The sequence below is a fragment of the Massilia timonae CCUG 45783 genome, assembly GCF_000315425.1.
GTDB classification, from domain to species: Bacteria; Pseudomonadota; Gammaproteobacteria; order Burkholderiales; family Burkholderiaceae_D; genus Telluria; species Telluria timonae.
Window position 1 is genome coordinate 28,545 of the sequence record NZ_JH992922.1, and the last position, 26,795, is coordinate 55,339.

The 26,795-nt window shown below is 66.3% G+C and carries 20 protein-coding genes; 5 read left to right on the forward strand and 15 right to left on the reverse strand.

Annotated features, from left to right (window positions below; translation table 11 throughout):
• Positions 1-138: 138 nt before the first annotated feature.
• The 9 genes from HMPREF9710_RS00120 to HMPREF9710_RS00160 form a co-directional block, all read right to left on the reverse strand.
• Positions 139-1,350, reverse strand: coding sequence for a hybrid sensor histidine kinase/response regulator (locus tag HMPREF9710_RS00120; protein WP_005662713.1), 1,212 nt, complete (start codon positions 1,348-1,350; stop codon positions 139-141).
• On the reverse strand, positions 1,347-1,952 hold the full coding sequence (locus HMPREF9710_RS00125; protein ID WP_005662714.1) for a chemotaxis protein CheB: 606 nt from the start codon (positions 1,950-1,952) through the stop codon (positions 1,347-1,349). The genes HMPREF9710_RS00120 and HMPREF9710_RS00125 overlap by 4 nt, the downstream gene beginning before the upstream one ends.
• Positions 1,949-2,740, reverse strand: a complete 792-nt coding sequence (locus HMPREF9710_RS00130) for a CheR family methyltransferase (protein ID WP_051205044.1) — start codon at positions 2,738-2,740, stop codon at positions 1,949-1,951. The genes HMPREF9710_RS00125 and HMPREF9710_RS00130 overlap by 4 nt, the downstream gene beginning before the upstream one ends.
• Before the next feature lie 35 nt (positions 2,741-2,775).
• Positions 2,776-6,258 (reverse strand): response regulator, encoded by a 3,483-nt coding sequence (locus HMPREF9710_RS00135; protein ID WP_005662716.1) that lies wholly within the window; start codon positions 6,256-6,258, stop codon positions 2,776-2,778.
• A gap of 174 nt (positions 6,259-6,432) precedes the next feature.
• Complete coding sequence (uvrA, locus tag HMPREF9710_RS00140; RefSeq protein WP_005662717.1) at positions 6,433-8,970, reverse strand: excinuclease ABC subunit UvrA; 2,538 nt, start codon at positions 8,968-8,970, stop codon at positions 6,433-6,435.
• Positions 8,971-9,048: 78 nt separating this feature from the next.
• The gene (locus tag HMPREF9710_RS00145) at positions 9,049-10,296 is read right to left on the reverse strand and encodes a glycosyltransferase (protein ID WP_005662718.1); all 1,248 of its coding nucleotides are present in this window, start codon (positions 10,294-10,296) and stop codon (positions 9,049-9,051) included.
• Between the two features lie 21 nt (positions 10,297-10,317).
• Positions 10,318-10,854 carry a pyridoxamine 5'-phosphate oxidase family protein gene (locus HMPREF9710_RS00150; RefSeq protein WP_005662721.1) on the reverse strand — a complete coding sequence of 179 codons (537 nt, stop codon included), beginning with the start codon at positions 10,852-10,854 and terminating at the stop codon, positions 10,318-10,320.
• Positions 10,855-10,986: 132 nt separating this feature from the next.
• Positions 10,987-11,469, reverse strand: a complete 483-nt coding sequence (locus HMPREF9710_RS00155) for a cyanophycin metabolism-associated DUF1854 family protein (protein ID WP_005662724.1) — start codon at positions 11,467-11,469, stop codon at positions 10,987-10,989.
• Positions 11,470-13,749 (reverse strand): cyanophycin metabolism-associated ABC transporter, encoded by a 2,280-nt coding sequence (locus HMPREF9710_RS00160; protein ID WP_081589822.1) that lies wholly within the window; start codon positions 13,747-13,749, stop codon positions 11,470-11,472. It lies immediately after the preceding gene.
• Between the two features lie 295 nt (positions 13,750-14,044).
• On the opposite strand from HMPREF9710_RS00160, the gene HMPREF9710_RS00165 reads away from it, so the two are divergent.
• Both HMPREF9710_RS00165 and cphA read left to right on the forward strand, forming a co-directional pair.
• A complete protein-coding gene (locus HMPREF9710_RS00165; RefSeq protein WP_005662728.1) occupies positions 14,045-16,213 on the forward strand; it encodes a cyanophycin synthetase in 2,169 nt (722 codons plus the stop codon).
• Positions 16,214-16,236: 23 nt separating this feature from the next.
• Entirely contained in the window at positions 16,237-18,816 is a 2,580-nt protein-coding gene (cphA, locus tag HMPREF9710_RS00170; protein WP_005662730.1) for a cyanophycin synthetase, read from the forward strand.
• A gap of 51 nt (positions 18,817-18,867) precedes the next feature.
• Here cphA and HMPREF9710_RS00175 read toward each other — a convergent pair whose 3' ends face one another.
• Positions 18,868-19,515, reverse strand: coding sequence for a hydrolase (locus HMPREF9710_RS00175; protein WP_005662732.1), 648 nt, complete (start codon positions 19,513-19,515; stop codon positions 18,868-18,870).
• 184 nt (positions 19,516-19,699) lie between these two features.
• On the opposite strand from HMPREF9710_RS00175, the gene HMPREF9710_RS00180 reads away from it, so the two are divergent.
• Positions 19,700-20,536 (forward strand): MaoC/PaaZ C-terminal domain-containing protein, encoded by an 837-nt coding sequence (locus HMPREF9710_RS00180; RefSeq protein WP_157225394.1) that lies wholly within the window; start codon positions 19,700-19,702, stop codon positions 20,534-20,536.
• Complete coding sequence (locus tag HMPREF9710_RS00185; protein ID WP_005662736.1) at positions 20,533-21,432, forward strand: hypothetical protein; 900 nt, start codon at positions 20,533-20,535, stop codon at positions 21,430-21,432. Before HMPREF9710_RS00180 ends, HMPREF9710_RS00185 begins: the two co-directional genes overlap by 4 nt.
• 32 nt (positions 21,433-21,464) lie before the next feature.
• Here the strand turns inward: HMPREF9710_RS00185 and HMPREF9710_RS00190 are convergent, their stop codons facing one another.
• Together HMPREF9710_RS00190 and HMPREF9710_RS00195 are read right to left on the reverse strand one after the other, a co-directional pair.
• Positions 21,465-21,923 (reverse strand): hypothetical protein, encoded by a 459-nt coding sequence (locus tag HMPREF9710_RS00190; RefSeq protein WP_005662738.1) that lies wholly within the window; start codon positions 21,921-21,923, stop codon positions 21,465-21,467.
• Between the two features lie 10 nt (positions 21,924-21,933).
• Positions 21,934-22,467 (reverse strand): lysozyme, encoded by a 534-nt coding sequence (locus HMPREF9710_RS00195; RefSeq protein ID WP_051204999.1) that lies wholly within the window; start codon positions 22,465-22,467, stop codon positions 21,934-21,936.
• 130 nt (positions 22,468-22,597) lie between these two features.
• Between HMPREF9710_RS00195 and HMPREF9710_RS00200 the strand changes: the two genes are divergently transcribed.
• Entirely contained in the window at positions 22,598-23,092 is a 495-nt protein-coding gene (locus HMPREF9710_RS00200; RefSeq protein ID WP_005662741.1) for an Hcp family type VI secretion system effector, read from the forward strand.
• A 37-nt stretch (positions 23,093-23,129) separates the two neighbouring features.
• Here HMPREF9710_RS00200 and HMPREF9710_RS00205 read toward each other — a convergent pair whose 3' ends face one another.
• Genes HMPREF9710_RS00205 through HMPREF9710_RS00215 form a run of 3 tightly spaced genes read right to left on the reverse strand, consistent with a single transcriptional unit; the run spans position 23,130 to position 26,774 of the window.
• On the reverse strand, positions 23,130-24,026 hold the full coding sequence (locus HMPREF9710_RS00205; protein ID WP_005662744.1) for a pirin family protein: 897 nt from the start codon (positions 24,024-24,026) through the stop codon (positions 23,130-23,132).
• Positions 24,027-24,060: 34 nt separating this feature from the next.
• Positions 24,061-24,960, reverse strand: a complete 900-nt coding sequence (locus tag HMPREF9710_RS00210; RefSeq protein WP_005662745.1) for a LysR family transcriptional regulator — start codon at positions 24,958-24,960, stop codon at positions 24,061-24,063.
• A gap of 50 nt (positions 24,961-25,010) precedes the next feature.
• Entirely contained in the window at positions 25,011-26,774 is a 1,764-nt protein-coding gene (locus HMPREF9710_RS00215; protein ID WP_005662747.1) for a monovalent cation:proton antiporter-2 (CPA2) family protein, read from the reverse strand.
• Positions 26,775-26,795: the final 21 nt, after the last annotated feature.

A 26,795-nucleotide genomic window follows, 5' to 3' on the forward strand; every position in this document is an offset into this window, starting at 1 on the left:
TTTGGCTATCAGTCAAGTGCGGTCTTGCCGTCCTGATAAAGGAGGGCCTCGAAGCAAACCCGGACAGTGTGTCGTAAATGGCAAGCGGGTGCAACCGGCGTCTCTCCAGGACGCCACATGCACCCGCCTATGGATGGGTCAAACGTCGGCTTCGGCGCACACCGGGACGTCGGTGCACGGCAGCACCAGGCTGAACACCGAACCTTCGCCGGGCTTGCTCGTCACGCGCAGTTCGCCGCCGTGCGAGATGGCCAGCTGGCGCGAGATGTACAGGCCCAGCCCCAGGCCTTTCGGCTCGCCATTGCGGGCGCCCCGTTCGTAAGGCTCGAAGATGCGTTCCAGGTCGGACGAAGCGATGCCCTTGCCCTGGTCGCGCACGTCGATCCGCACCATGTCGCCGCTGCGCTCGACGCTGACCTCGACCGGCTGGCCGCAGCCATAGCGCAGCGCGTTGGTCAACAGGTTGACGATCACCTGCTCGACGCGGAATTCGTCCCAGCAGCCGGTCACGCCGTCGTGCGGGCGCAGGGTCAGCGAACTGCCGGTGGTGGCGGCCTGCAGCGACAGGTCGCTCACCACCCGTTCCAGCAGGTTCATCAGCTCGACCTGGGCCGGGCGGATCGACAGCTTGCCGCTGCGCATGCGCGAGACGTCGAGCATGTCGTCGATCAGCCGGATCATCGACTTGATCTGGCGCTCGTCGCGCTGGATCATCGCTTCCATCTGCTGGGCGCCGAAGGCGGCCGTGTTGCCGCGCTTGAGCTGCAGGCTGCGCATCTGCGTTTCCAGGAACAGCGTGTTGAGCGGCGTACGCAGCTCATGCGCCACCAGCGACATGAATTCGTCGCGCATGCGCAGCGAGCGCTGCAGCTCCTGCTGGGTCTGGTTCAGCTCGCGCAGCAGCACCTCTTGCTCCTGCCGGCTCTGTTCCAGCGCCAGCATCTGGCGCCGCGTCTCGCGCCGCTGCTGGTCGAGCGCCACGAAGACGTTGACCTTGCTGCGCACCGCGTCGGCGTCGAGCGGCTTGTACATGAAGTCGACCGCCCCGCTCTCGTAGCCCTTGAAGGCGTAATCGAGTTCGCGCCCGGCGGCCGAGACGAACACGATCGGAATGTGGCGGGTGCGGGTGGTCGAGCGCATCACCTCGGCCAGCTCGAAGCCGTCCATGCCCGGCATCTGCACGTCGAGGATCGCCAGCGCGAACTCGTGCTCGAGCAGCAGCGCCAGCGCCTGTTCGCCGGACCCCGCCTGGTAGATGACGCGCTGCTCATGGCGCAGCAGCGCCTCGAGCGCCTGCAGGTTTTCCGGCAGGTCGTCGACGATCAGTATCTTGCTTGGGTCCTGGTTCATGGGGTCTCCAACAGGGGCAGCACGGTGCGGATGCCGGCCAGCGGCAGCACCAGGTGCGGGGCACAGCGCCGGATCGCCTCTTCGGGCATCGTACTGGCCTGTGCTTCTTCAGGGTCTTGGACGATGGTCAGGCCGCCGCGCTCGCGGATGCGGCACATGCCGTCGGCGCCGTCGTAATTGGCGCCGGTCAACAGTATACCCGCCAGCGCCGGACCATACACGTCGGCGGCGGATTCCATCAGTATATCGATCGCCGGCCGGGCGAACTGCACCGGCGGCTCGCAGCTGAGCGAAAAGCTGCGGTCCTGTTCTATCGACAGGTGGTAGCCGGAACCGGCGAAATACACGGTGCCGGGCTGGATCGGTTCCTTGTCCTGCGCTTCGCGCACCGGCAGCGCCGCGCGCATGGCGAACAGCTCGGCCAGGCGGCTGTCGCGGTCCGGCGGCACGTGCAGGATGCAGGTCACGGCCGGGCCGAACCCGGCCGGCAGCGCCGGCACCAGGCCGACCAGCGCGTCGACGCCGCCCGCCGAGCCGCCGATGACGACCATCTCGATCCGGCGCGAACCCATGGCCGCGGCCAGTTGCTGTGCGGGGCTCATGGGGACACCTTGCGGAACAGGCGCTCGCGCTTGGCCAGCGCCTCGAAGCGGTCGGCGTAGCTGGAAAAGTCGATGCTTTCCTTGCTGCCCAGGCCCAGGAAGCCGCGGTGGCACAGCGAGTCGTGGAACAGGCCGAGCACGCGATCCTGCAGGCGCCGGTTAAAGTAGATCAGCACGTTGCGGCAGCTGACGAAGTGGGTTTCCGAAAATACGCTGTCGGTCGACAGGCTGTGGTCGGCGAAGGTCACGTTGTCCATCAGGCTGCGCTCGAACAGCGCGCCGCCATAGGCGGCCGTGTAATAGTCCGAGAACGCGGCCTTGCCGCCGGACTTCTGGTAGTTCTCGGTGTACAGGCGCATGCGCTCCAGCGGGAACACGCCGCGCCGCGCCGCTTCCAGCGACTCGGGATTGATGTCGGTCGCATAGATGATGCTGCGCTCGAGCAAGCCCTCTTCCTTGAGCAGGATGGCCAGCGAATACACCTCCTCGCCGGTGCTGCAGCCGGCCACCCAGATCTTGAGCGACGGGTAGGTCTTGAGGAAAGGCGCCACCTGCTCGCGCACCGCCAGGAAGTACTCCGGGTCGCGGAACATCTCGGTGACGGGGATCGTCAGGTATTGCAACAGCTGGGCGAAACCGTTCGGCTCGTGCAGCACCTTCGACTGCAGTTCCGACACCGTGTCGCATTCCATCTCGCGCATGGCGACCAGCACCCGGCGCTTCTGCGAAGCGCCGGTGTAGTCGCGGAAATCGTAGTTGTACTTCAGGTAGACGGCTTCGACGAGCATCCGCAGCTCGATGTCGAAGTCGCTCGGGGGTTGGCTCAAATTCGCTCCAGGGTAGGCATCCAGACCCGCAACAGCGAGTACAGGCGGGAGAGGTCAATCGGTTTGGCCAGGTAATCGTTGGCGCCGGCGGCCAGGCACTGCTCCTGGTCGTCCTTCATGGCCTTGGCGGTGATGGCGATGATCGGCAGGCGGTCGAAGCGTCCGTCGGTGCGAATGCGGCGCGTCGCTTCCAGGCCATCCATGCCCGGCATCATGATATCCATCAGCACCAGGTCGATCCCCGGCACTTCATCCAGTTTTGCAATCGCTTCGAATCCATTCCGGCCGACTTCGATCTTCGCCCCCCGCTGCTCCAGCGCGGACGTCAAGGCGAACACATTGCGCACGTCGTCGTCGACCAGCAGGATGGTGCGGCCTTCGAACACGCGGTCGCGTCCGCGCACCGCCTTGAGCATGCTCTGGCGCTCGGTCGACAGCTCGGACTCCACCTTGTGCAGGAACAGCGTCACTTCGTCCAGCAGGCGCTCCGGCGAGCGCGCGCCCTTGATGATGATCGAGCGCGAATAGCGCAGCAGTTCGGCCTCTTCGTCGCGCGTGAGGTTGCGGCCGGTGTACACGATCACCGGCGGGAACGAGCACAGCTCTTCATGCGACATGCGCTCGAGCAGCTCGCCGCCCTGCATGTCGGGCAGCTTGAGGTCGATGATCATGCAGTCGAAGACTTCGTTCTTCAGGTGCGTGAGCGCCTCGCTGGCGGTGCCCACGGCCGCGATCTCGACGTCGTCGTCGGCGATCAGGGCCACCACGCTCTCGCGCTGGCGCTCGTCGTCCTCGACCAGCAGCACGCGCTTGATCTTCTGGCTCGATTTCTCTTGCAGCTTGCGGAACACGTCTTCCAGCTCTTCGCGGCTGGTCGGCTTGAGCGCATAGCCGATGGCGCCCAGGTGCAGCGCTTCGCCGCCGTTCTCGATGCTCGAGATGACGTGCACGGGAATGTGACGGGTCGACGGATTGTCCTTCAGTTGCTGCAGCACGGTCAGGCCCGAGCGGTCCGGCAGGCGCACGTCCAGCAGCACGGCGTCCGGACGCTGGCTGACGGCCAGCGCCAGGCCCTCGTCGGCGCTCATCGCCACCAGGCAGCGGTAATCGAGTTCGCGCGCCAGGTCGTACAGGATGCGCGCGAACGGCGCTTCGTCTTCCACCACCAGCACGGTGCGGCGGCCGTCGGCCGGCTTGTCGCGGTCGTCCGGGAAGCTGTTGACCGGCTCAAGGCTGGCCGCGGGCGCGGCGGACGCCGGAGCGCTCGGCGCCGGCGCCGGCGTGTAATGCGGCAGCGGGGCCGAGGCGACCGGCAGCTCGGCCGGCGCCGGCACCGCCGGAATCCCGCGTGGCAGGACCAGGGTAAACACGCTGCCCTCGTTCGGCGCGCTCGACACGGCCACGCTGCCGCCCAGCAGGCGGGTCAGGTCGCGCGTGATCGACAGGCCCAGGCCGGTGCCGCCGAAGCGGCGGCTGGTGGTGCCGTCGGCCTGGTGGAAGGCGTCGAAGATCTTGTCCTGCTGGTCGGGCGCGATGCCGATGCCGGTGTCCTGCACGCGGAAGGCGATGTCGCCCTCGGGCGTGGTCGACACCGACAGGCTGACCGCGCCGACCTCGGTGAACTTCACCGCATTCGACAGCAGGTTCTTGAGGATCTGCTCCATGCGCTGGCGGTCGGTATGCAGGCTGGCCGGCACGCCCGGCTCGACGGCGATCCTGAACTCGAGCTGCTTCTGGCGCGCCAGCGGCTCGAAGGTGCGGGCCAGGCCCTCGACCACGCGCCGCACCGGCACGTCTTCCGGCACCAGTTCCAGCTTGCCCGCCTCGACTTTCGAGATGTCGAGGATGTCGTTAATCAGCTGCAGCAGGTCGTTGCCGGCCGAGTAGATCGTCTGGGCGAAGCGCACCTGTTCGTCGGACAGGTTGCCGCTGGTGTTGTCGGCCAACAGCTTGGCCAGGATCAGGGAGCTGTTCAGCGGCGTGCGCAGCTCGTGCGACATATTGGCCAGGAATTCGGACTTGTAGCGGCTCGCGCTTTCGAGTTCGACCGCGCGCTGGTGCAGCTGCTCCTGGGCCGATTGCAGGGCCGAGTTCTTCATGTCCAGGTTCAGCGCCTGCTCGGCCAGCTGGTCGTTGGTGGTGCGCAGCTCGGCCTGCTGGTTTTCCAGCGCCGACTGCGACTCTTCCAGCGCGCGCGACTGTTCTTCCAGCTCTTCGTTGGCGGTGCGCAGCTCTTCCTGCTGCACCTGCAATTCCTCGTTCAGGGTCTGGCTTTCTTCCAGCGCGTCCTGCAGGCGCTGGCGGTACAGCACCGCAGCCATGGCGGCGCCGACCGATTGCGCGATGAAGCCCAGGAACTCGCGGTCGCGCTGCTCCACCGGACGCAGGAAGGCGATTTCGAACACGCCCTTGACCTTGCCGTGGTTGTGGAACGGCGCGATGACCACGGTGCGCGGCGGCGTGTCGCCCAGGCTCGAACTCACCTTGATGTAATCGGGCGGCAGCTGGTCGAGCACCATCAGGCGGTTCTCTTCGGCGGCCTTGCTGGCCAGCGTGGCGCCCGGCGCGATGATCTCGGCGCGCTCGGTGTCCGTGTGCTTGAAACCATAGGCGCCGATGCGGCGCATCGCGCCGTCGTCGCTACGCACGTACATGGCGCCGATCACGCCGTCGAGGTACTTCACCACGTAGGGCAGCACGGCCTCGGCCAGCGGCTCCAGGTTGATCTGGCCGGCGCTGCGCACATTGAGTTCGTTCTGGCCGGTGCGCAGCCAGTCCTGGTGGCGCAGCTTGTCGTTGTGCTCGGCCTCGTGCCGCAGCACCTCGTTATAGGTGTCGGACAGGCGCACCAGCTGGCGCCGGCCGAAGGCGGCCAGGCTGCCGCCGACGATCGCGGACAGGAGCAGGAAGGCCGCCACCGACCAGAACGTGGTGCTGCGCGCCGAATCGCTGCGTTCCTGCAGCAAGCGCATCTCGGAGGCCAGCACCAGGTCGAAGTTGCGGCGCATCTCGTCGGTCAGCGCCTTGCCGCGGCCGCTGCTGACCGCATCGATATAGCCGATGTCATTGGCCCGGCGGCGATCGATCATCTCCTGGGCGAAGGCTTCCCACTGCTTCTGGATCTGGGTGATGCGGGTCAGCCGCTCGGCCTGGGCGAGGTTATCCTCGACCAGTTCGCCCAGCGAATCCAGGCTGGACGCCATGCGCTGCCTGGACAGGACGTAGGGAGACAGAAATTCCTCGTCGCCCGCCAGCAGGTAGCCGCGCATGCCCGATTCCATCTCGGCCGACAACTTGCGGATTTCATGGGCGCCGCCGATGACTTTCTGGGAATGCTCGACCCAGGTCAGGCTGTTGATCAGGTAGGCGATGATGCCCACAAACACGATCGCGCTAACAATACTCATGCCCAGCGGCAGCGCGACGTTACGGGTGAGAATGCGGCGAAACTCGCTGTTTTCGATGGTTGGACCGGCCATGCCTGTTGTTCTGTTAGAAAAAAAATATCCTAAGTGTAACGCAAACGTGAAATATCGCGCACACGAAAGCGGCACGGTCGTGCGCAAGCGCGTCCCGACTGGCGAAGGAACGATCTTATCAAAATGCACACAAAACCGGCGCACCGCTCGGCTCGCCGGTTTCCATTACTTTCATTAAGTTATCTGCGCAGCCAGGTAGCGCGCAGTGCGACTTTTCTTGTTGCGTGCGACTTCCTGGGGTGGACCGGAAGCCACCACCGAACCGCCTTCGTCGCCGGCGCCGGGGCCGACGTCGATCACCCAATCGCTGCCGGCCACCACCCGCATCGTGTGCTCCACCACGATCACGGTGTTGCCGGCATCGACCAGGCGGTTCAATTGCACCATCAGGCGGTCGGCGTCGACCGGGTGCAGGCCGGTGGTCGGTTCGTCCAGCACATACAGCGCATTGCCGCGCGTGGCGCGCTGCAGTTCGGAGGCCAGCTTGATGCGCTGCGCCTCGCCGCCGGAGAGCTCCGTGGCCGGCTGGCCCAGGCGCAGGTAGTCCAGGCCGACCTCATTGAGTACTTCCAGCGAGCGCTCGACGGGTGATTCGTCCTTGAAGAAGTCGATCGCCTCGCCCACCGTCATGCCCAGCACCTCGGCGATGTTCTTGCCGCGATAGGTCACCTCCAGCGTCTCGGCGTTGTAGCGCGCCCCTTCGCAGGTCGGGCATGGCGCGTAGACGCTGGGCAGGAACAGCAGTTCGACCATCACGAAGCCCTCGCCGGCGCAATGCTCGCAGCGCCCCTTGGCGACGTTGAACGAGAAGCGGCCGGCGTCGTAGCGGCGCTTCTTCGCATCCTCCGTCGCGGCAAACAGCTTTCTGACCTGGTCGAACAGGCCGGTATAGGTCGCCAGGTTCGAGCGCGGCGTGCGGCCGATCGGTTTCTGGTCGACCCGCACCAGGCGCCGCACGCCCTCCATGCCGGACACGATGCGGCCTTCGAGCGGCAGTTCCTCGTCGCGTTCCAGGTCCGGCTCGTCCGGCTGCTCGTCCTGCGCCGCGCCGCCCTGCCCCAGGGCCTGGCCCACCAGTTCGACCAGCACCTGGCTCACCAGGCTCGACTTGCCGGAGCCGGACACGCCGGTCACGCTGGTCAGCACGCCGAGCGGGAAAGCGACTTCCAGGTCGTTCAGGTTGTTGCGGTGGATGCCTGCAAGCGTCAGCCAGCCGGTGGGTTCGCGCGGCGTGCGCTGGGGCGGCGGCGCTTCGCCGAACAGGTAGCGCCGGGTCTGCGACTTCTCGACCTTGCGCAGCCCGTCCGGCACGCCGCTGTACAACACCTGGCCGCCACGCTCGCCCGCCAGCGGGCCGACATCGACCAGCCAGTCGGCCTGCCGGATCACGTCCAGCGCGTGTTCGACCACGAACAGCGAGTTGCCGGCCGCCTTCAGCTGGGCCAGCGCGTCGAGCAGGGCTTCGGTGTCGGCCGGGTGCAGGCCGCTCGATGGCTCGTCGAGCACGTAGACCACGCCGAACAGGCTCGATCGCACCTGCGTCGCCAGGCGCAGGCGCTGCAACTCGCCCGGCGACAGGGTCGGCGTGCTGCGCTCCAGCGCCAGGTAGCCCAGGCCCAGCGCCAGCAGCACTTCCAGGCGCGCGGCCAGGTCGGCGGCAATGCGGCGGCGCACGATCAGCTGCTCGTTGTGCAGGTGTCCGTCGTCCTTGTCCTTGCCCTGTGCGTAGGGCTGGAGCAGCTCTGCCAGGCGCGCCAGCGGCAGGCGCGAGATCTCGGCGATATCATGGCCGGCGAAGGTGACCGACAGCGACTCGCGCCGCAGGCGCTTGCCTTCGCATTCCGGACAGGCGGTGCTGACCATGTAGCGCGCCACGCGCTTCTTCATCGAGGCGCTTTCGGTATTGGCGAAGGTCTGCATCACGTAGCGCCGCACGCCGGTGAAGGTGCCCTGGTAGCTGGGCGTGTCCTTGCGCTTCAATGCCGCCTTCGTTTCCTTCGGGCTCAGGCCGGCGTACACCGGCACCGTCGGGCTCTCGTCCGTGTACAGGATCCAGTCGCGGTCCTTCTTCGGCAGCTCGCGCCACGGGGTGTCGACGTCGTAGCCGAGCGTGACCAGGATGTCGCGCAGGTTCTGGCCATGCCAGGCCGGCGGCCAGGCGGCGATCGCCCGTTCGCGGATCGTGAGGCTGTCGTCCGGCACCATCGAGTGTTCGGTCACGTCGTAGATGCGGCCCAGGCCCGAGCAGCGCGGGCAGGCGCCTTGCGGCGTGTTGGGCGAGAACGATTCGGCATACAGCAGCTCCTGCCCTTTCGGATAATCGCCGGCGCGCGAATACAGCATGCGCAGCGAATTGCTCAAGGTGCTGACGCTGCCGACCGACGAGCGCGCGGTGGGCGTGCCGCGCTGCTGCTGCAGGGCGACGGCTGGCGGCAAGCCTTCGATCTCGTCGACCTCGGGCACCGGCATCTGGTGGAACAGGCGGCGCGCATAGGGCGAGACCGATTCCAGGTAGCGCCGCTGGGCTTCGGCGTACAGGGTACCGAAGGCCAGCGACGACTTGCCCGAGCCGGACACGCCAGTGAACACCACCAGCTGCCCGCGCGGGATGTCGAGGTCGACGTTCTTCAGATTGTGTTCGCGCGCGCCGCGCACGTGGACGTAGCCGTCTTCGGCCATGTTTTTTTTCTTGTTGGAAGTTTTGCTGGGCATCTGCCCTCCGGCATGATCGAGAATGCCCTATTGGACGCCTGCCATCGCCCGACGTCGGTGCGCTTGCCAACAATGCGGTCAAGCCAGGGTTTCCAGGCGCGCACAGACCCCATCGACGCCGCCCTGCCCCGCGAAGCGCGCGGCGAGCGCGGTGCTCTGCGCCGCGACCTGCGGGTTCCCGACCACGCGCTGCAAGGCCTTCGCCATGCGCGCCGGCGTGACGCGCGCCGCATGCAGGCTGGCGCCGGCGCCCATCGCCACCACCCGCGCCGCATTGTCGAACTGGTCGTGGGCCAGCGGCACCACCAGTTGCGGCGTGCCCGCGCGCAAGGCTTCGGCCGTGGTGCCGATGCCGCCGTGATGGACCAGGGCCGCCACATGGGGCAGCAAGGCCTTCAACGGGACGTATTCCTGCCAGCAGATGCTGGGGGCGAGCGTGGCCGGCAACTGTTCGACGTGCGGCGTCAGGAACACCGCGCGCAGGCCGAGCTGGGTCACCGCCTGCGCCGCCGCTTCGAAATAGCCGCGCGCCTGGCGGTTGCCGGTGCCGGGCGTGAACACGACCGGCGGCGCGCCGCCGTCAAGAAACGCGCGCAGCCGGACGCTCGGCGCGGCATTCGGGTCCGGGTCATAGAGCGGGAAGCCGGCCTGGTAGAGCGGCCGGGGCCAATCCGGTGGCGGCGCGGCGAACCAGTCGGGGAACAGGGCCAGCGACAGGTCGGGGATGGACGGGATGGTATTAACCATGCTGTCGACTTGCGGCAAGCCCCGTGCCACGCGCGCCGTGTTCAGGCTGGGCAGCGCCACCGGATCGAGGAAGCGCGCCGCCAGCGCACGCCACAGCCAGCGGCGCGCGCCATGCGGCACCCAGGTGGGCACCGGCCAGGGACCGAGCAGCAGCGGATCGTGCAACGTCGGCAGGTTGGAGGGCGCCAGCCAGGCCGCCGCGATCTTCAGGCCGGGACAGGCATGGCGGCACAGGTCGGCTTCCGGCAAGGCCAGCGGATGGACCAGCAGCACGCGCCGCTCGTTCGGCTGTTTGCGGGCGAGCGTCTCGACCACCCGCGGCAGCTGCGCCATCGCCGGCCGCGTCGCTTCCCACACCACGGCCAGGCCGCGGGTCGCGTGCCACAGGTCGGGATGATCGAGCACGGCCATGTCGGCCGGCAAACCGTGGAAGGTGAGTCCGGCTGCCTCGACATACTGCGCATGCTGCTGCGGGCCGAGGAAATCGACCCGGTTGCCGCGCTCGCGCAGCGCGCGGCCGATCCAGAGAAAGGGAAACAGGTCGCCGGCCGAGCCGATCGTCGCCAGGATGAAATGCACCCGTCCTCCTCCCTCTATATATTAGAAGGACAGTGTACCTTCGATCGAATCATCGAGCGTCTTGCCAATCACCGCGCCGACCGCGACCTTGACGCCGGCCACCGCGTCGCCGTGCTTGTTGTCCCAGTAATAGCCGGTCTTGGGCGTGATCTTGATAACGGTGATGCGCGGATCGTCCTCGCCCTCGGTGAACCAGGTCTTGAGCATCGAGTTCCACAATTGCTTGATGCGCGCCTTGTCCTGCGAGATCTCGGCGTGGCCGTCCAGTTCCAGGAAGCCGGAATGCTTGCCCGACTGGAAGAACAGCTTGACGCTCGGATTGGCCTGCAATTCCTGGTTCTTGTGGCTGTCGATGCTGCTGAGGAACCAGATGGCGCCGGCGTCGTCGGTCTCGCGCACGCTCATCGGGCGCACGCCGCGGCTCGGGCCCTGGCCATTACCGGTGCAAAAGAAGCACGAATCGGCGTCGTCGATCATGTCCTTGATGCGCTCGATCGCGTCCACGCCGGCCAGGTCGCGGCGGTTTTCTTCGGGTTGGTTGCGGTTGATGGAATCCATTGTCTTCTCCTGAGCATGGCCATGTGGCCGATGAGGAGACTGTAGCCGGATCGTCAACGCGGGTATGTGGGTGGCCGAACGCTGGATAGTCGAACTGTCCAGCGCCCGGTTCAATACAGGTTCACAGCAGACTTACAAAAAGCGGTCGAGGATCTTGCGGCTGTGCTTGTCGATCTTGAACATATCGCGCACCAGGAAGTTGATGCCGTGGTTGTCCGCCACCAGCAGCGAGGCTTCGCCGATGCGGCGGATGTCCTCGTCCACCTTCAGCACGAACTCGGTGTCGCCGCGGTCGGTTTTCACGAACCAGGTGCAGGGGGTGGCGAAGCTCGACACGTCCATGATGGCCAGGATCTCGGGAATGAACTCGCGGCCTTCGATTTCCTCGCGGATCAGGGTGCGGATCGTGTCCGGCATGTCGGCCAGGTCGTCGATCCAGGCGACTTCCTTGCCGCCGTCGCGCACCAGCGAGATGCCCTTGGTCGGCGCCTGGATCGGGAAGGCGCGCACCGGCGTCACGCCGCCCCATTCCTCGCCGTTTTCCAGGGTAATAATGAGTTTGCCAAAGCTGTCGCGGCGCAGCTGGAAGGCCGTATTCAACGTAGTCGATGTCATTTATGCGTCCTTGTCGTCCAGGTCCTGGTCCACGTTGCGCGCCTGCGCTTCGTAGAGGCGGTGGTAAGCGCCCTCGCGCGCCATCAGCTCGTCGTGGCTGCCTTCCTCGACCACCACGCCGCGGTCCAGCACCACCAGGCGGTCGGCCCGGTGCAGGGTCGACAGTCGGTGCGCGATGGCGATCGTGGTGCGGCCCTGCACGAGGTTGTCGAGCGCCTTCTGGATTTCCTTTTCGGTTTCCGAGTCCACCGACGAGGTCGCTTCGTCCAGGATCAGGATCGGCGGATCGATCAACAGCGCGCGCGCGATCGAGATGCGCTGGCGCTCGCCGCCCGACAGGCCCTGGCCGCGCTCGCCGACCATCGAATCGTAGCCCTGCGGCAGGCGCAGGATGAATTCGTGGGCGTGGGCTGCGCGCGCCGACGCGATGATCTCTTCGCGCGTGGCGTTCGGTTTGCCATAGGCGATATTCTCTGCGATCGTGCCGAAGAACAGGAACGGCTCCTGCAGCACCAGGCCGATATTGCGGCGGTAATCGGCCACCGCGAACGAGCGGATGTCCTGGCCATCGAGCAGGATCGCGCCTTCGGCCACGTCGTAGAAACGGCAGATCAGGTTGACCAGCGTGCTCTTGCCCGAACCGCTGTGGCCCACCAGACCGACCATTTCGCCGGCCTTGATCTTGAGCGAGATGCCGCGGTTGACCGCGCGGTTGCCGTAACGGAAACCGACTTCGCGCAGCTCGATATTGCCCTCGATCTTGTCGACCTTCACCGGATTGACCGGGTCCGGCACGCTCGAGACGTGGTCGAGGATGTCGAAGATGCGCTTGGCGGCCGAGGCCGATTTTTGCGTCACCGACACGATGCGGCTCATCGAATCCAGGCGCACGTAGAAACGGCCGCTGTAGGCGATGAAGGCCGACAGCGTGCCCACCGTGATGTCGCCGCGCGACACCTGCCAGATGCCGAAGCACCAGATCACGAGCAAGCCGAGTTCGGTCAGGAACGACACAGTCGGCGAGAACAGCGACCACACCCGGTTCAGCTTGTCGTTGACCGCCAGATTGTGCTTGTTGGCTTCGCGGAAGCGGGCCGCCTCGCGCTTTTCCTGGGCAAAGGCCTTCACCACCCGGATGCCGGGGATGGTGTCGGCCAGCACATTGGTCACCTCGCCCCAGACGCGGTCGATCTTTTCGAAGCCGGTGCGCAGCTTGTCGCGCACGATGTGGATCATCCACGCGATGAACGGCAGCGGCAGCAGGGTCACCACGGCCAGCCACGGGTTGATGGTAAACAGGATGAGGCCCGTCATGATGATCATCAGGACGTCCGACAGGAAGTCGAGCAGGTGCAGCGACAGGAAGACGCAGATCCGGTCCGAGCCGCTGCCGATACGCGCCATCAGGTCGCCGGTGCGCTTGCCGCCGAAAAATTCGAGCGACAGCCGCATCAGGTGTTCATAGGTGGTCGAGCGCAGGTCCGCGCCGATGCGTTCGGACGCCAGCGCCAGCACATAGGTCTTGGCCCAGCCCAGCAGCCAGGCCAGCAGTGCGGCGCCGAACAGGCCGCCCATGTATAAATAGACAAGACTGGTGTCGATCGCCTGCCCGTTCTGGTACGGGATCAGGACATTGTCCATCAGCGGCATCGTCAGGTACGGCGGGATCATGTGCGCGCCGGTCGAGCCCAGCATCAGCAGGAAGCCCAGCAGCAGCTGCCCTTTATAGGGCTTGGCGAAGCGCCACAGGCGGAACAAGGTCCAGGTCGACGGCGGCGTATGCAGCACTTTTTCGCAGATCGGGCAGTCTTCCTGGTCCGGCTCGAGCGGTGCCTTGCAACTTGGACAAGTGTGCTGGTCGGGCGGCAGCACGGGCACGCCGGTGGCCACGCTATGGACCTGGTCGCGGAACTGGTCGGCGACGCGGATCGCGTGCAGGTTCTGGCCCAGGGTGAAGCGCCAGGCGGCCAGTAATCCGCCTTCGTCGACCAGCTCGAGATGCCCGACGCCGGCGTGGTCATGGTGGCGCAGCGCGGTGCCGGCGCGGTGCGGCCAGTCACGCCACGCGGTCTCGCCCGGCGCGCGCGCCAGCAGGCGGCGATTCGTCACCAGCAACAGGCCTTTTGAAAAATGTAATTTCGCGTCGAGGTCAACCTCCACGCTGCTTAAAACGTTTTCCCCTGGTGCAAGCTGTTTCGCGACGTCACTTTGCCACCGTTCAGGTACGGAACTGGCGGCTACCGCAAGCGACGGTGGAATAGCAGGTTGTTGAGTTGTCATGTATTGCGCCCGATAACAGGCTTTTGTTCTCTAAGGGTGGACATGGCGCCGAACCGGCGATGCACAAGGACCGTCGTTACGCCGTTGCGTGAAACGCTCCACAGAGCGCTAGAACGTTTGTGCGTATCGTTTGGATGACACGAGAAACGTGTTAGTAGGAATGTTGCGGCGCAGCAGGCCGGCAAGTGTACCTGTATTCGGCGGGTCGCGGCCGCTTTCGGCACCGTTTTGAAAGTCGGGCAGACAAGGACAAGTCGCCAGCGCGAGAGAGGCGCCAGGTGGCAAAAGTGATTACATGACCAAGAAGAATGACATCAAATTCCTGCGCGTGAGCTACCTGCGCGGACCGAATATCTGGACCTACCGTCCGGTACTCGAGGCCTGGCTCGACATCGGCGAGCTGGAAGACTACCCCTCGAATCTTCTTCCCGGCTTCACCGAGCGCCTGATCGCCTGGCTGCCCGGATTGGTCGAGCACCACTGCGGCGTCGGCTACCGCGGCGGCTTCCTGGAGCGCCTGCGTGACGGCACCTGGGCCGGCCACATCCTCGAACACATCGTGCTCGAGGTGCAGAACCTGGCCGGCATGAAGACCGGCTTCGGCAAGACCCGCTCGACCGGCGAGCACGCCATCTACAAGATGGCCTTCCGCACCCGTGATGAAACGGTCGGCCGCGCCGCGCTCGACGTCGCCCACCGCCTGATGATGGCCGCGATCAACGACGAGCCGTTCGACCTTTCCAGTGAAGTCGCGCGCCTGACCGACATGGTCGACCGTCACTGCCTGGGTCCGTCCACCGCCCACATCGTGGACGCCGCCACCGATCGCCGCATCCCCTCGATCCGCCTCACCGACGGCAACCTGGTGCAGCTCGGCTATGGCGCGGCACAGCGCCGCATCTGGACCGCCGAAACCGACCGCACCAGCGCGATCGCCGAAGGCATCGCCAGCGACAAGGACATGACCAAGTCCCTGCTCGCCTCCTGCGGCGTGCCGGTGCCGGAAGGCGCGATCGCGCGCAGCCCGGACGACGCCTGGGAAGAAGCCCAGGACATCGGCCTGCCGGTGGTCGTGAAGCCGATCGACGCCAACCACGGCCGCGGCGTGTCGCTCAACCTGATGACCGAGGCCGAGGTCAAGGCCGCCTACACCATCGCGTCGCTGGAGGGTGAGAGTAAATCCGTGCTGGTCGAGCGCTACGTCACCGGCAACGAACACCGCCTGCTGGTGGTCGGCCGCAAGGTGGTCGCTGCCGCGCGCGGCGAATCGGTCTGGGTGACGGGCGACGGCCGGAGCAACGTGGCCGCGCTGTGCGACACCCAGATCAATATCGACCCGCGCCGCGGCGAGAGCGAAGAATTCCCGCTCAGCCCCGTCAAGCCGCGCGAGAGCGAAGAAAACCAGCTGCAACTGCAGCGCCAGGGCCTCACGCCCGACTCGGTTCCGCCCGAAGGCCAGAAAGTGCTGATCCAGGTGAACGGCAACGTCGCCGACGACGTGACCGACCTGGTGCACCCCGACGTCGCCCACGCCGCCGCCCTGGCCGCGCGCATCGTCGGCCTGGACATCGCCGGCATCGACCTGGTGTGCGAAGACATCTCGCGTCCGCTCGAGGAACAGCGCGGCGCCGTCATCGAAGTCAACGCCAGCCCGGGCCTGCTGGCCCACATGAAGCCGGCCAGCGGCACAGCGCGCAACGTCGGCAAGGACATCGTCGACCACCTGTTCGCCGATGGCGAAACGGCGCGCATCCCGGTGGTCGGCGTGACCGGCTCGAAGGGCTGCAGCCTGATCACGCGCCTGGTCGGCTGCCTGGTCAACATCACGCGCAAGGAAGTCGGCGTCGCCAACGGCGAAGGCCTGTACCTGAACGCGCGCGCCATCTCGCACCGCGATTCGACCGGCGTCGAAGCGGCCCAGCGCATCCTGATCAACCGCAACGTGCAAACCGCCGTGTTCGAATCGAACGCGCGCTCGATCCTGCAGGAAGGCCTGCCCTACGACCGCTGCACGGTCGGCGTGGTGACCGACATGAACGGCATCGAGGACGTGGCCGAGTTCTACGTGCGCGACGAGGATGCGATGCGCAACGTGATCCGCAGCCAGGTCGACGTGATCCTGCCGGACGGCGTGGCGGTGCTGAACGCGGCCGACGAACGAGTCGCCGGCCTGGCCGAGCTGTGCGACGGCAGCGTGATCTATTACGCCGCCGACGAGACCAACCCGATCCTGGCTGCGCACCGCCAGAACGGCGAACGCGTCGTGTTCGCGCGCGACGGCCGCATCGTGCTGGCCGCGGGCGAGCAGGAAACGCCGCTGATCGCGCTGTCGGCGATGAAGCCGTCGACCGTGAAGTACCCGGAAAACGTGCTGGCGGCGGTGGCGGCCGCATGGGCCCTCGGCGTGCCGAGCGACCTGCTGTGCGGCGGACTGCGCGCCTTCGACGCGACGCCGAAGAAGTAATCCCTCATAAAGGAAGACGGTTTATGGAAGTATCTCGCGTACGGGCCCTGCGTGGCCCCAATCTCTGGAGCCACCACACCTCGGTCGAGGCCATCGTGGCATGCACGCCGGAGGAAGCATCGATCGACGCTCTGGCCGGTTTCGAAGCGCGCCTGCGCGTGCGCTTCCCGCAGATGGGCGCCCTGCAACCCTATGGACATAACGACACGGTGCCGCTGGCGCAGGTGCTGGAACTGGTGGCGCTGACGCTGCAGGCCGAAGCCGGCTGCCCGGTGACCTTCAGCCGCACCACCGCCACGCTGGAAACCGGCATCTACCAGGTCGTGGTCGAATACAGCGAGGAAGACGTCGGCCGCCTGGCTTTGGCCCTGGCGCAGCAACTGATCCAGTCGGCCCGCGACGACACCCCGTTCGACCTGGCCGCCGCGCTCAAGCAGCTGCGCGATACCGACGAAGACGTGCGCCTGGGCCCCTCGACCGGCTCGATCGTGCAGGCCGCCGTGGCCCGCAACATCCCGTTTCGCCGCATGACCGAAGGCAGCATGGTGATGTTCGGCTGGGGCAGCCGCCAGCGCCGCATCCAGGCCGCCGAGATCGACGCCACCGGCGCCATCGCCGAGTCGATCGCCCAGGACAAGGAACTGACCAAGAAGCTGCTCGACGCGGCCGGCGTGCCGGTGCCGCAGGGCCGCAGCGTGGTCGACCCCGACGACGCCTGGGCCGCCGCCCTGGAAATCGGCCTGCCGGTCGTGATCAAGCCGAAGGACGGCAACCAGGGCAAGGGCGTGACGGTCAACGTCACCACCCGCGAGCAATTGGACGCCGGGTTCAGGGCCGCCAGCGAGTTCCGCGACGACATCCTGGTCGAGCGCTACCTGCCGGGCCACGACTACCGCCTGCTGGTGGTCGGCGACAAGCTGGTGGCCGCCGCGCGGCGCGAACCGCCGCAGGTGATCGGCGATGGCAAGCACACGGTGCGCGAGCTGGTCGACGAAGTGAACCGCGACCCGCGCCGCGGCGACGGCCACGCGACCTCGCTGACCAAGATCCGTTTCGACGACATCGCCCTGGGCACCCTGGTGCAGCAAGGGATGAACGCCGACTCGGTCCCGGCCCTGGGCCAGCGCGTGGTCCTGCGCAACAACGCCAACCTGTCGACCGGTGGCACCGCCACCGACGTGACCGACGACGTTCATCCTGAAGTGGCCGAGCGCGCGATCGCCGCCGCCCACATGATCGGCCTGGACATCTGCGGCGTCGACCTGGTGGCCGACAGCGTGCTCAAACCCATGGAAGACGTCGGCGGCGGCATCGTCGAAGTCAATGCCGCCCCGGGCCTGCGCATGCACCTGGCGCCGTCGTTCGGCAAGCCGCGCGCGATCGGCGAAGCGATCATGGACACCCTGTTCAAGGATGGCGACGACGGCCGCATCCCGGTGGTGGCCGTGACCGGCACCAACGGCAAGACCACCACCGTGCGCCTGATCGCGCACCTGCTCACCGCGTCGGGCCTGCGCACCGGCATGACCAACACCGACGGCGTCTACATCGAAGGCCGCCGCATCGACAGCGGCGACTGCAGCGGCCCGCGCAGCGCGCGCAACGTGCTGCTGCATCCGGACGTCGACGCCGCCGTGTTCGAAACGGCGCGCGGCGGCCTGCTGCGCGAAGGCCTGGCCTTCGACAAGTGCCAGGTTGCGGTGGTGACCAATATCGGCGCCGGCGACCACCTGGGCCTGAACTACATCACCACGCTGGAAGACCTGGCCGTGCTCAAGCGCGTGATCGTCCAGAACGTGGCCGTGGGCGGCATGGCGGTGCTCAACGCCGCCGACCCGACCGTGGCGGCGATGGCCGAGAAGACCCGCGGCGAAGTCACCTTCTTCGCCCAGGACGTGAGCAACCCGATCATGGCGATGCACCGCGCCCAGGGCCGCCGCGTCGTCTTCGTCGAGGAAGGTTACCTGGTGGCCGCTCAGGGCAGCTTCGTGGAGCGCATCGACCTGAAGGAAGTGCCGATCACCCGTGGCGGCGTGGTGGGCTTCCAGGTCGAGAACGTGATGGCGTCGGTGGCGGCCGCCTGGGGCGTGGGCACGTCGTGGGACGCGATCCGCCTGGGCTTGAAGACTTTCGTGGGCGAGAGCGACAACGCGCCGGGCCGTTTCAATGTGTTCGACTACCGCGGCGCCACCGTGATCGCCGACTATGGCCACAATCCGGACGCGATCGCGGCGCTGGTCAATGCGGTCGAAGGCATGCCGGCCAAGCGCCGTTCGGTGGTGATCAGCGGCGCCGGCGACCGCCGCGACCAGGACATCCGGCAGCAGACCGAAATCCTCGGCAAGGCCTTCGACGACGTGCTGCTGTACCAGGACCAGTGCCAGCGCGGCCGCGCCGACGGCGAGGTGATCGCGCTGCTGCGCGCCGGCCTGGCCGGCGCCACCCGCACCGGGCACGTGGAAGAGATCAATGGCGAGTTCGTCGCCATCGACCGCGCGCTCGACCGCCTGGACGAGGGCGACCTGTGCCTGGTCCTGATCGACCAGGTCGATGCGGCGCTGGCGCACATCACCAGGCGCGTGACCCAGGCCAAGGCGGCCTGAGTCGTCTTGCCGCCGGGGACGGCCAGTTGCTGGCCGTCCCCGACAATCCGGTCAGGCCGAATTCCTGGCGCGGGTTGCCAGCAACTGCGTTTCCCACGACAGGGCCACCGAGGCGGCGCCGCCGTTTTCGAAAATGAGGTTGGACACGCCCTCGAGCGTGCTCTCGCGCGCATAATCGCGCTGCCATTCGGCCGCCACGGCGAACCAGGTGATCGGCGTGCAGCCGGCTTGGACCATGCGCCGTACGGCCATCTCGTGCGCTTCCTCGCTCACCCCTCCGGATGCATCGGTGACGACGAACACGTCGTAGTCTTCGCCCGCAGCCTGGATGGCGGGCATCGCCAGGCAGATCTCGGTGTACAGCCCCGCGAGCACCAGCTGCTTGCGGCCGCTCTTCTTGACGATGTCGGTCACCTTCGCATCTTCCCAGGTATTGATGAAGGTGCGATCGATCGGCTTTTGTTCAGGGAAGACCGCCTGCAGTTCCTTGATGAGGTAACCGCCACGCTCTTCCAGCACGGTCGTCAGGATCGTTGGCACATCGAATACCTTCGCCGCCTTGGCCAGACCGACCACGTTATTCATGATCATGGTCGGCTCATGGCTTTTCAGGCAGGCGAACTGAAATGGCTGGTGATCGATGAGAACGACGATGCTGTCTTCCGGACGCAGCAGCGCCTTGAGTCCATTCTTGCTCATTTTATCTATCCCTTAAATTGACCAAGCGCCGGGGCGCGCCTGGGATCAATAAGGTAGCAACGCGATGATCGAGCGGCAATGACGGTTCCTGCGGTTTGCAGGCCGATCCTGCTGTGTCGGAACCGGATCATCGCCAGCTAACGGCCGGATCGTAGCGGGTTGGCAACGATGGTATCCTGCGCGGATGAGTCCTGCCCACCTCGCTTCCCTGCCCTCTCTTCCTCCGTTTGGCGCGGCCATGCTGCTGCGGGCGCTGCTCAAGCATCCGGCGCGCCGGCCGACCAGGCAGGTCGGCGCCACCTGGCGCCTCGAGCGGATCGACCTCGATCACGTGCGCCGCTATAACGCCGCGTTCGGATTCTCGGGTGACGCTATTGCGCTTACCTTCCTGTATCTGCTGGCGCAGCGCGCGCAGCTGGCGACCATGCTGGCCTGCCCGATCCCGTTCCGCATTCCGGGCCTGATTCACGTCGAGAACCGGCTGGCGACGCATGGCCCGGTCGTGCCTGACGCGCCGCTGGCGCTGACGACCACCTTGCAATTGCCGCCCCCTGCCCCGAACGGCGCCTTGCATTGCGTGCTGGAGACACGCGCCTTCGACGGCGAGCGGCTGGCCTTTTCTTGCGACAGCACCTATCTGATCCGGCGTGGAAGCCGCTCCGGCCGCGCTACGCCGCCGCCCGAGCCACCACGTGGCCAGGCGCTCGGCGGGTGGACGGTCGCGCATGACGCCGGGCGGCGCTATGCGGCCTTGTCGGGCGACTGCAACCCGATCCACCTGTGGCCATGGTCGGCGCGCCTGATGGGCATGCGCGCGCCGATCATCCACGGGGCGCATACGCTGGCGAAGGCGTGCTCGCTCTTGCAGGCATCGACAGGCCGCGACATCGCCGAGGTCTGGTGCCGCTTCCGTCAGCCGGTGGCGCTGGACGCCGACGTCATCTTGCTTGCGGGTGGCAGCGAGGGCGAGTTCGCGGTCATGTGCGACGGTCGTATCGCCATGGAAGGAAGGTATTCATGAAAGGCTTTCTTGCCATCGTTCTGCTCGCAGCCGCTGCAGCAGGCGCCGCGGCCACGCCGATCGGCGATCGATTCCAGCGCTTCGATGCCGAACTGAAGGCATGGGACGACGCCCAGACGCCGGAAGCGAAGGCGAACAGCGTTTCATTGGCTTACCGGCAGATGAAGAAGGGCCTCGATTACCGGCTCGTCCTGCCTGACGCCGGCACCGCCGACCTGCACCTGCTGTTCCAGGCTGCGAATGGCGCGCACTTTTACACCCCCTCGAGCGAACATGCGCTCGACATGCTGGCGGTGGCGCGCGAGCTGGCGGCGCGCCGGGCCGCAAGCGCCAGGCAATTCGACGACACGTACTACGCACTCATCGCCGCTCGGGAGTACGGGGCCGCGCGCGCATGGCGCACCCAGCATGCGCTCGCGGTGGATCAGGTGGCGTTGCACGAGGTGGACCTGCCGCCACTGCCGCCCGGCCAGGCGGCCGAGCTGCTCTTCACGGACGGCAAGCGCAGCGCGCGCACGTTTTCCTTTCCAAGCGGCGCTTACGTGATCGTCGTCGCCGATCCGCATTGTGGCTTCACGCGCGATGCCGTTGCCCGGATCACGGCGGACCAGCCCTTGATGGCCGCGCTGGAGAACCGGATCAAATGGCTGGCACCGCAGCAGACCGAACGTTCGCTGCAAGCCTACCTGGACTGGAACGGGCGCTATCCGCAGGCCCCGATCTCGCAGGCCTACAAGAACGAGGACTGGGATGCGCTCAGGAACAGGCAGTTCCCGGTGTTTTACTTTTACCGCGACGGCGCCTTGCAGACGCATTTCGCGGGGTGGCCGAAGGAAGGCCGCATGCGCGAACTCACCGAAGCACTTGAATTGATCGGGATCGCCGCGCAGCAGTAAGCATCTGGACGATTGTGCGCAGCACGCCACGGTTACTCATTCTTCACCGCGTCGAAGAAAAATCCTTTCCAATACACGACAATCTTGTTGTAGCCCTTGATCAGCGCTTCAGTACACGACAACTCGACAGCTTCCACGGTCGTCGGAATGCCCAGTCGGTCCACCGGCGCGTGCGCGGTTTCCCGGATATATCGTGCGGCGTCCTCGTAATGGCGCGTGAATGTGGGACGTTTGCGGCAGCTTTCTCCCGCGACTGTTATCTTGTCCGGCGCGATCACCAGAGCCTTTCCAACCAGGTCTGCGGCCTCTGTATCGTCGATTGATGCGATCGAGGAGGAATCAAGGACTTTTGTAAGGGTCCAGGTGCCCACCAGCTCATTACTATTATTCGATACGTCAGCCCACCCCGCCTGCGATGCAGACGCGATCATCAGGATCACCGTAGCCCGCGACAACGTCTTGGGACGCACAGCTGATTTCAGAAATGACATTGCAGTATCCTCACTTTCCGACGGTCTGCGCTTCAGCGGCTTCCAGGAATGGCGCCGCTTCCTCTCTTCGCCGGTACACCAGACCGCGTGCAATGACCTTCTTGCCCTTGACCGTCGTTCTCGTCATTTTCAAGATGTTGGCGGCGGCGCCTCTGAGGTCACCGCTATCGACCAGATCAAAGGTCGTGCCTGCACCGCGCTCACCAGCGTTGTACGCAAGACTCACCAGGGCGTCGAACTGTGCTTGAGTCAGCGCCTGAGTGATGACGTTCCGACGCACTACCCGTTCCATATAGGCGACCCTGCGCGCAAACTCTGCATCTGCCTCAGCCCGGCTAACCGGCCGGTTTAACTCCTTCTTCGTACAAGGCCCGCGATGCGCCAGGATACCGGCCCCCCATGTACAGTTACCTTTTCCTGGGCCCATATCGTCGTAATAGTTCAATACGACCACCTCTAGCCGTTGCATCCGTTTTCGCGCTTCTCCGCTCATACTCAAATGGTCGTTTGCTCCCCCGATTGCTCCGCTGGCTGCTTGCCCCATAGTTCCTCCTGCAGAATCGCTAGTGGTCCAATCTATCTGCCCTAGCATGCTCGTCTGTTGTGGGGCCACAAGCGATGTTTGCTACTGCTGGCGAATAATTGCAGCCGTACCTGACATAGAGGAGCAAATCGTGGCCATCGATGTATATCTGCAGATTGACGGCATCAAGGGCGAGTCGCAGGATGCCAAGCACAGGGACTGGATAGAGTGTACGAGCGTGCACTGGGGCATTCCTCAACCAAGATCAGCGACTGCTTCGACCGGCGGGGGCCACACTGCGGAACGTGCGGAGTTAAAGGAGATTTCGTTTACCAAGATCGCAGATCTGGCCTCACCCATCCTGATGCAGACCTGCGCCATGGGCAAGACAATCCCCAAGGCAAAGTTCGATTTCATGCGCGCCGACGGCAATGGCGAACCCATCTGCTACTTCCAGATTGAACTGGAAAATGTACTCATCGGAGGTATCGCGCCCGGTATCGAGCCCGGCACCATTCTCGACGAGCACGTCAGTCTCAAATTTTCCAAAGTGAAGTGGCGCTACACCCAACAGAAGATCGGCGGCGGTGGCGGCGGCAGCACTGTCGGCGGATGGGACTTGGCGGCGAACAGAGTCGTGGCATGACCGGCTCACTGCATCTCCACCGCCGCCGACATTAGTGCTAGGACATGGCCGGCGGCGCCGGCGGTGGCGGCGCATCCGGCAACGGAATGAACTCCTTGTCGTCCGCATCCGGCAGCTTCATCCTGCCCGCCTTCCAGTCGGCCGCCGCCTGCGCCAGGCGGTCCTTCGACGACGACACGAAATTCCAGTACAGGTGACGCTCGCCGACCGGCTCCCCGCCCAGCACCATCACCGTCGCGTGCTCCAGCGCCTCGACGCGCGAGGCCGTCGCCCCCAGCACCAGCATCCGGCCGCTCTCGTGGCGCATGCCGTCGAGCTCCACCGCGCCGGTGGCGATGTACAGCGCGCGCTCCTTGTAGCCGCCGGGGATCTCGGCGGTCGATCCCGGCTGCATGTCGAGATGGGCGTAGAACAGCGGCGAACACGTCTTCGCGCCGGCGCAGAGGCCATAGGCGCTGCCGGCGATGAGTTGCCCGGTGACGCCGCCATCCCGCCACTGCGGCAGGTCGGCGCCGGAATGGTGCGAGAACGACGGGTTGACTTCTTCCATCCCGTTCGGCAGCGCGACCCAGGCCTGGATGCCGTGCAGGTGGTCGCCGTGCGCCCGCGCGTGCTCGAAGCGCTCGCTGTGCGTGATGCCGCTGCCCGCGGTCATCCAGTTGACTTCGTGCGGGTGGATCTCCTGTTCGACGCCCAGGCTGTCGCGATGCATGATCCGGCCCGAGAACAGATAGGTCACCGTCGACAGGCCGATATGCGGATGCGCGCGCACGTCGACGCTGCGGTCGATGCCCGGGGCCAGGTCGAGCGGTCCGATGTGGTCGAAGAAGATGAACGGCCCCACCATGCGCCGCTTGGCGAACGGCAGCACGCGGCCGACTTCGAAACTGCCGCCCAGGCTGCGGCGGCGCTGCTCGATGATCATGTCAATCATGGTTTTCATGGCTCCATAGTGGATTGAAGGAGCGCTAGGCACGGGGCCAGGCGCGGGCGATCGGCGGCTTGCTGTCGAAATACGCCACCAGCAGATCGGTCAGGATGCGGATCTTGCGTGCCGGATGCTGGCCCGGCGGACGCACGACGTAGGCGCCGGCCGGCGGCGGGGGATAGCGCGTCATGACCGGAACGAGCGCGCCGGCATCCAGGTATTCATGCATCAGGCCATAGGGCAGATAGGCGACGCCCAGCCCCGCTAGCGCGGCTGCGACCAGCGCCGTGCCGTTGTCCGCCTTGAAGCGTCCCTGGGGCCGGACCGACACGATCTTCTCGCCATCCAGGAACTGCCAGGCCTCGGTGCCCTGCATCAGGGCCTGGTGCGACAAGAGCTGGTCTGGCGTCTCGGGCGCCCCGTGGGCCGCGATATAGGCGGGACTCGCGACCGTGAGCCCATGGATCGGCCCGATCCGCCGCGCCACCAGGTTGGAATCCTGCAGGTAGCCGAGCCGTATCGCGCAGTCGTAACCGTCCGCGATGAGGTCCACGTTGTGGTCGCTGTAGCAGGTGTGGATGTGCAGCCTCGGGTGGAGGCGCGCCATGTCGGCCAGCACCGGCGCGAAGTGGGTCGGTCCGAACGACAGCGGCGCGGCGATGCGCAGGCGGCCGCGCAGTTCGCCGGCGGGCAGGATCGTTTCGCGCGCCAGGGCGATCTCGGCGCAGACCCTGGCCGCATAGTCGCGGAAGGTCGTGCCGGCTTCGGTGAGCGCCGCGCCGCGCGTGGTGCGCGACAGCAGCTGGATGCCCAGCTCTTCCTCGAGGCGGGCGAGGCGCCGGCTGACGATCGACTTCGATACGCCCAGCCGCAGCGCCGCCGCCGAAATGCCGCCGGCATCGGCAACTTCCACGAATGTCTGCAACTCTTCGATATCCACTTGCCTGCTCCCGGTTGTGCCACACGGCGTCGCTGAGATGATACTGCCGTCTAGGCCGCGGGCTTGCCGAGCGGCTCAGGCATGACGGGCAGGTGCAGGTGGTCGCGGCCCGACAGCTCGTCGCCGTGGATCTGCTCGGACAGCCGCTCGGCGTCGCGCCGGCGGATGTCGAGCGACGCCTCCTGGACGTCGGCTTCGGCAAAGCCCAGCGCGCGCAGGCCCTCGGCGCCCATCAGGTAGGCCGATTCGACGGTCTCGCGCACCTGGACATCGACGCCGGCGCGGATCAGGGTGATGGCGTGCCCGCGATCGTAGCTGCGCACCAGCAGCCGGGCCTGCGGGAACTCGCGCCTGGCCAGCGCCACGATGTCGTTCGCGGCCTTGGGCTCGTCGACGCACACCATGATCGCATCGGCTTCGGCGGCGCCGGAATGGCGCAGGGTATCCATCCTCGTGCCTTCGCCAAAGAATACCTTGAAACCGAAGCGCTGCGCATCGCGGATGCGGTCGGGGTCCTTGTCGATCACCGTCAGCTTGACCCTGCTCGCCAGCAGCACCTGCGAGGCGATCTGGCCGAAGCGGCCGAAGCCGATGACGAGCACCCGCCCCTTCAGGTCGCGCGCATGCTCGACGCCGTCCATCGACTTTTCATGCCGCAGCAGGCGGTCGGTCACGAGCGTCAGGAGGGGCGAGAGCGCCATCGAGAGGATCACGACGGTGGCGAACAAGGCGTTCTCGCGTTCGCCCAGCACGCCGGCCGAGAGCGCGGCGGCATACAGCACGAAGGCGAACTCGCCGCCCTGCAGGAACATCGAGGTGCGGTGCAGGGCCTGGTGGTTGCTGGCGCCGAACAGGCGCGCGACCACGTGGACGACGATGCCCTTCGCGACCATGAAGCAAAACAGCATGGCCAACAGCAGCCGCCATTCGGCCGCGACGATGGCCAGGTCGAGCGACATGCCCACCGCCAGGAAGAACAGCCCCATGAGCAGGCCGCGAAACGGCTCGATATCGCTTTCGACCTGGTGCCGGTAGCTCGAACTCGACAGCATCACGCCGGCCAGGAAGGCGCCCATCGCCATCGACAGGCCGGCGAATTCCATCAGCAGCGCCGCGCACAGCACGACCAGCAGCGCACCCGCGGTCAGGACTTCGCGCGTGCGCGACCTGGCCAGCAGGGCGAAGAACGGGTCGAGCCCCCAGCGCGCCACGGCCAGCAGCCCCGCCAGGGCGGCGATCGCCAGCAGCAGGCCGGACCAGCCCTGCCCCTGCTGCCCGGGAAGCTGCGGCGCCAGGAAGGCGACCACCGCCAGCAGCGGCACGATCATCAAGTCCTCGAACAACAGGATGGCGACCGACTTCTGCCCCTGCTCGCTCGCGATCTCGCCCCGGTCCTGCAGCGCGGTCATGATGACGGCGGTCGAGGACAGGACGAAGCCCGCGCCGGCGACGAAGGCGGCCGGCCCGGACAGGCCGAACAGCGCATGGCCGGTCAGCGCCAGCGCGGCGGTCGCAGCGAAAACCTGGGCCAGGCCCAGGCCGAAGATCTGGCCGCGCATCGCCCACAGCTTGTGCGGCCGCAGTTCCAGCCCGATCACGAACAGGAACATCACCACGCCGAGCTCGGAGAAATGCAGGATCGAGCGCGCATCGGTGACCAGGCCCAGCACCGACGGTCCCACCAGGATGCCCGCCCCAAAATAGCCGAGGACCGCTCCCAGGCCGAGCCGCCTGAACAACGGCACGGCGATCACGGCCGCCCCCATCAGGACGACCACGGGGCCGATCGTCTGCCCCAGGCTTGCTCCAGCCATCAACTCTCCTCGCTCATCTCA